Genomic DNA, 5,591 nt, shown 5'->3' on the forward strand with positions numbered 1-5,591 from the left:
CTGCGGCCGCCGCGGCGTCGGAGCCGACGGCGTCGACCCCTTCGATCCGCTCGTACGCCGCCGCCAGCGCCGCCTCCAGCGCGTCGAGGTCCTCGTGGACGCCGTCGAACGACCGGCCCGTCTCGGCCTCGATCTCGGTGACCTGCTCGCGGATGTCGGTGGCCGTCGCGCGGTAGTCGTGGGGGAGCGACGGCGACTCACAGAGCCGGCTGGCCAGCGTGACCGCGATCCGGGTCTCCTCGGCCAGCACGTCGATGTCGACCTTGTCTCGGGTGTCTTCGGGCGTGTGCCACCACCAGCCGCCGCCGATCGGGCCGCCCTCGCCGCCGGGCTCCAGCCGGGCGCCCGAGAGCAGCGAGGAGAGCCCGGCGCCCCAGAACGACTGGTCGGAGTTCCGTGCCGGCCGGTCGTCGCCGAGGAACCCCGCCTCGCCGCCGTCGAGCAGCGGCAGTTCGCCTGCCGTCTCCAGCACGTCGAGGTGCTCGTCGCCGAGTTCGGCCATCTCCTGGTGCCAGAGCCCATCGGCGCCGTCCAGCCCGTTCAGGTCGAGGTGGTAGTAGGCGACGCCGTTCTCCCGGAGGTCGAGCCACTCCCGATCGGCCCACCAGGCGCTCCCGGCGTAGCGCCCCGTCGAGTGGGCGGGCCAGAAGCCGAACACCAGCCCCCGAGCCGGGGGGTCGTCGGCGGCGATCCGGGCGAGTTCGAGCGTCGCCGCCATCGCCGTCGCGTTGTCGGTGATACCCTCGTACCACGAGTCGACGTGGTTACCGACGACCAGATAGCGGTCGCTCTCGGTCCCCTCGACCCGGCCGACCGGGCAGGGCAGCGTCGTGAGCTCGGTGGTGACTTCGGTCGTCACCGTCGCCTCGACGGGGCCGGCCTCACAGCGCGTCAGGAGCCAGTCGCCGGCGTCCTGCCCGATCTGGGCCACCGGGAGCGACGGGAGTTCGTCGCCGTCGTCCAGCCCGGGCGTCCCCCAGACCGGCGTGACGATCATCTCGTGGAGCTGCTCGGGGTTGACTGACTGGTAGATCACCGCCGCCGCGCCCGCCGCGTCGAGCAGCGTGATCGGTTCGGGGGTGGGAAGCCCGGTCGTGAACACGACCTTCCCGTCGAGATCGGCGCCGGCGACGGACTCTTCGGTCACGTCGTCGAGCCGGACGACCTCGCCCGAGACGCCGTCGGGCGGCGTGCTCGCGCCGAAGGAGGCCGTGATCGCCTCGTCGAACGTCTCCCGGGTGGGCGCGGTCACGTCGAGGCGAGCGTCCTCGGGGACGCTGATGTACCCCTCGAACTCGTGGAGTTCGGCCGTACAGCCGTACTCCCGGAGGGTCTCGACGACGTACTCCGCGGCCTCCCACTCGTCGTCCGTGCCGGAGACGCGCTCGGTGCCCTCGAACGCGTCGACGTGGCGTTCGAGCTTCTCGGGGTCGACACGCTCTCGCAGTCGCGCTTCCGTCTCCCTATCGACCGGGTCGAGCATACGCAGCGATGGACCGACGGCGCCATAGCTATTTGGGAGCCAGCAGCATTCCTGCAGTACGTTAGCATGGATATCGTGTCCGGCTCGCCGACCCGGTGGCGGTGGTGAAAAACGGAGGACGCGTGGTCTTCGACGGAAATCGCCCCTACACGTCGAAGAACGGCGCCAGCGCCTCCCGCGAGGGCGCCGAGGTGAGGTAGGAGCCGGCGATCATCCCGATCAGGCACATGATGACGCCCGGGACGACCGGGTCGATCTGTGCGAGCACGCCGGTGACGACGCCGGCGTCGGTGCCGAAGTGCCACGCGAGCACCGACAGGAACCCCAGCAGCATCCCGGCGAACGTGCCGGGCGTGTTGATGCGGTCCCAGTGTAAGCCCAACAGCAGCGGCATCGAGAACGTCGCGCCGATGATCGCGGACTGCAGCAGGACGATGAACTGCACCAGCCCGCCGAGCAGTTCGCCGTACAGCGCGAGGAAGAACGGGACGATGCCGACGAATATCACCGAGAGGCGGTTGGCCCACAGCTTCCGGTTCTCGCTCGCCTCGGGGTTGAGCAGTTCGCCGTAGATGTCGTGGGCGATCGCGCCCGCCGAGACGATCATGATGGAGTCGACCGTGCTCAGCATCGCCGAGAGGATGGCGCCGATCACCAGCGCGCCCAGGATCGGCCCCAGCACGTCGATGCTCATGATCACGCTCGCGAGATCGGGCGTCGTGAGCTGGGGGTAGAGCACGCGCATGCCCATCCCGACGACGGCGACGCCGGCGCCGATCAGGATCTGGAAGATCAGCGTCGTGCCGATCGCGTAGCGCACCGTCTGCTCGTCGCGCATCGAGTAGACGCGGACGATCTCGTACGGCGCGCCGAGCATCCCGAAGCCGAACGCGAGCGCGATCGTACCGACTTCGAGCGGGGTCATCGCCCAGCCCAGCAGCGCGGGGTTGAGCGAGGTGAGCATCATCTCCAGTTCGCCGACGCCGCCGATGTTGCCCAGCAGGATCGGGATCGAGATGATCGCCCCGACGGTCATGATGATGATCTGGACGAAGTCCGACAGCGCGCTCGCGCGCATCCCGCCGAAGGCGGTGTAGGCGATGATGATGGCGACCATGATCGCCATCCCGACCTCCGTCGAGACGCCGAAGATGGACTGGAAGATCAGCCCGGCACCGGTGTACTGTGCGCTGATGTACACCGTGTAGGCGACGACGATCAGCAGCGCCGAGAACGCCCGCATCCGGTCGCCGCCGGTGCCGTCGTCGCCGAACCGGACCGCGATGAAGTCGGGGACGGTGATCTCCCCGAAGCGGCGCATCTGCGGCGCGACGAACACCAGCGACACCAGCCAGCCCAGCCAGAGGCCGATCCAGATGTAGACGAAGCTGACGCCGGTGAGGTAGTGCACCCCGAGCGTCCCGACGAACGTGCCGGCGCTCATCTGTGTCGCCGACAGCGTGGCGGCCCCGACCGCGGGACCGATCTCCCGGTTCGCGATGAGGAAGTCGGTCTCGTCGTCGGTCTTGAGGTAGCCGTAGACGCCGATCCCGAAGATCACCAGGAAGTACAGCGCGAGGGTGATGAGGAACACCCAGCCGACGGTGCCGATCACCGCCATCAGCTCTCACCCCCACGTTCGAGGTCGTCGTTCCCGATCTCCTGCTCCGATACCTCCTGTCCCTTGTATCGTGCCCACAGCAGCGCCGCCGTCACGAACACGACGCCGACGACGACGAACGGTGCGAGCATTGCGATTAGTGATGCCATGTCTGTCAGGCTGTCTTGCGGTCGATTGCCAGTCCACCAACGACGAAGCCGACGATCACCACGACGCCGACCACCGAGTAGAGGGTGTCCTCGGTCAGGGCGCCCGGCCCCGACTCGCCGTACTCCGCGGCCACGAACCCCGGCACGTGGAGGAGTTCGTACGTCGCGGTGTTCCCGTCGACGCTCGACGGGCTAGGGAACGCGCCGCCGGAGACGGTCGTCCCCTCGGGGAGCGTGAGCGTCACGTCGACGACGTTCGACTGTCCGGGTGTCGAGTACTCCGGCACCCACAGCGGCGTTCGGACCTCGCCGGCCGGCCCGGCGACCTCGTACGTCAGAGTGACCGTCACGGTGTCGCCGTCGGAGACCTCGCCGACGGGGACCGAGACCACCAGATGGCGGTCCTGTTCGGTGATCGAGGCGTCGACGCTCTCGCCGTCGACCGTGGCCGAGATCTCGCCGATCTCCCGGTCGGGCAGCTTCCACATCGTGCCGCTGATCGACGTGAGCGCGCTCTCGCCGCTGCCGGCCTCGGCAACCTCGAACTCGTACTCGGCGGTGACGGTGCTCGTCTCCCCGCCGTCGACGGACACCGACGCCCCCGTCAGATCGACCGACGGCGAGTCGGCCTGTGCGGCCGCCGCGCTCGGCCCGAGCGCCAGCCCGGCGACGAGGACCGCTGCCACGAGCGCCGTGGTGAGGACTGCTCGACTGTTCTCTCGATCGATCATGTGTGGCGTGTGTGAATCATCGTTTTCCACGGTGCGTTACACCACACCATGGCTATCGTCCTGACAAATACGTTTTGGTCAGAGTACGGATATTTGGGGACGGGGTCCGGTTCGCACCGTGCCCAAAACCCTATCTCTCAGGCCTGAACGACCAAAAACAACCGAGAAGTTGTGATATACAACTAAGTTACTCGAACGGATACGTTTCCGAACGCGTCGGCCTGTCTCGGACACGCCGACTGCTCAGGGGCGGATCACCACCTTCCCGATCACGTCGCGTTCCTCGATCGCGGCGTGGCCCTCCGCCACGCGGTCGAGCGGGAGCACCCGGTCGAGCCGGGGTTCGAGTTCGCCGTCGGCGACCAGCGAGAGCACGTCCCGGAAGTCTTGGCGGTTCCCCATCGGGGCGCCGCGGATCTGTCGGTGGTGCTGGTACACCGAGCGGATGTCGATGTCGGGGTCCGGGCCGGAGGTGGCGCCGCAGATCACCATCCGCCCGCCCATCGCGAGGCTGTCGATCGACTGCTGCCACGTTGCCTGCCCCACGTGGTCGGCGACGAGGTCGACGCCCCGGCCGTCGGTACGCTCCATCACCGCCTCCTCGAACGCCACCTCGGTGTAGTCGATCACTTCGTCCGCGAGCTCGCCGACGACCGCGGCCTTCTCCTCGGTCGACGTAGCGGCGTACGTCGTCGCGCCGAGGCGGTCGGCGATCTGGAGGGCGGCGTTCCCGACGCCGCCGCTGGCACCGAGGATCAGCGCCGTCTCCGCCGGCCGGAGCTCGCCGGTGGTGACGATCATCCGCCACGCCGTCGTGAACGTCACCGGCGTCGCCGCGGCGGTGACGAAGTCGAGCGAGTCGGGCTTTGGTTCGAGACACCACTCGGGAACGACGGCGTACTCTGCGAGCCCGCCCGGGCGGTCCTCGCCGATGATCTCGTACTCGTGGCACATCGTGTGCTCGCCGTTCAGGCAGTACTCACACTCCCCACAGGTGACGCCGGGGTAGACGACGACCGGCTCGCCGATCCACGACTCGTCGGCGTCCTCGCCGACAGCGTCGACGACGCCGGCCATGTCGCTGCCCGTCCGCTTGGGGAACTCGCCGTCGTCCTCGGGGTGGCCCTTCCGGGCGAACACGTCGAGGTGGTTCAGCGCGACCGCTTCGACGGCGATCCGGACCTCGTTCGGGCCGGGTTCGGGCGTCTCGGTCTCGACGACCGAGAGCGCGTCTTCGGGGGAGCCGTACTGGGTAATGTGTGCAGTTCGCATACCGCCAGCCTGGGTGACAGAGGGCAAAAAGGCGTGGGTGGAGGCGATCGACGGTGTGACGGACCGCCGACGGCTTTTTGATCCGTCGGCGAATACTGTCGTGTGTGAAAGAACGCATTCAGAAAGCGATCCGACGCGCACAGTTCGCCGCCGCGGGCGCCGCCATCGGTGGCGGTCTCGGGGGGTTGGTCGGGAAGAACGCCGCGAGCACCGCTGCCGGGTTCGGCGCGCTGATCGGCGCGACGATCGCGGAGAAGGTCGGTCCCGCCGAGGAGTTCAAAGAGCGGTTCCAGCGCGGCGCCGACGCCGAGGAGGCCGGGGAGTAGCGGCCTCGG

At 68.5% G+C, this 5,591-nt stretch carries 6 protein-coding genes; 1 reads left to right on the forward strand and 5 read right to left on the reverse strand.

Going from position 1 to position 5,591, the window contains the following annotated elements; translation table 11 throughout:
- The 5 genes from ACFR9S_RS14345 to ACFR9S_RS14365 all read right to left on the reverse strand — a co-directional run.
- Positions 1–1,483, reverse strand: a 1,483-nt coding sequence (locus ACFR9S_RS14345) for a M28 family peptidase (protein WP_379818930.1), incomplete at its 3' end; no start/stop codon positions are given.
- Between the two features lie 145 nt (positions 1,484–1,628).
- Positions 1,629–3,104, reverse strand: coding sequence for a sodium:solute symporter family transporter (locus tag ACFR9S_RS14350; RefSeq protein ID WP_379730462.1), 1,476 nt, complete (start codon positions 3,102–3,104; stop codon positions 1,629–1,631).
- Complete coding sequence (locus ACFR9S_RS14355; protein ID WP_379730461.1) at positions 3,104–3,253, reverse strand: hypothetical protein; 150 nt, start codon at positions 3,251–3,253, stop codon at positions 3,104–3,106. The genes ACFR9S_RS14350 and ACFR9S_RS14355 overlap by 1 nt, the downstream gene beginning before the upstream one ends.
- Positions 3,254–3,258: 5 nt before the next feature.
- A complete protein-coding gene (locus ACFR9S_RS14360; RefSeq protein ID WP_379730460.1) occupies positions 3,259–3,984 on the reverse strand; it encodes a hypothetical protein in 726 nt (241 codons plus the stop codon).
- A 243-nt stretch (positions 3,985–4,227) separates the two neighbouring features.
- A complete protein-coding gene (locus ACFR9S_RS14365) occupies positions 4,228–5,256 on the reverse strand; it encodes a zinc-binding dehydrogenase (protein WP_379730459.1) in 1,029 nt (342 codons plus the stop codon).
- Between the two features lie 104 nt (positions 5,257–5,360).
- On the opposite strand from ACFR9S_RS14365, the gene ACFR9S_RS14370 reads away from it, so the two are divergent.
- The gene (locus ACFR9S_RS14370; protein WP_379818931.1) at positions 5,361–5,582 is read left to right on the forward strand and encodes a hypothetical protein; all 222 of its coding nucleotides are present in this window, start codon (positions 5,361–5,363) and stop codon (positions 5,580–5,582) included.
- Positions 5,583–5,591: the final 9 nt, after the last annotated feature.

This window comes from Halolamina salina, from assembly GCF_042678005.1.
GTDB lineage: Archaea > Halobacteriota > Halobacteria > Halobacteriales > Haloferacaceae > Halolamina > Halolamina salina.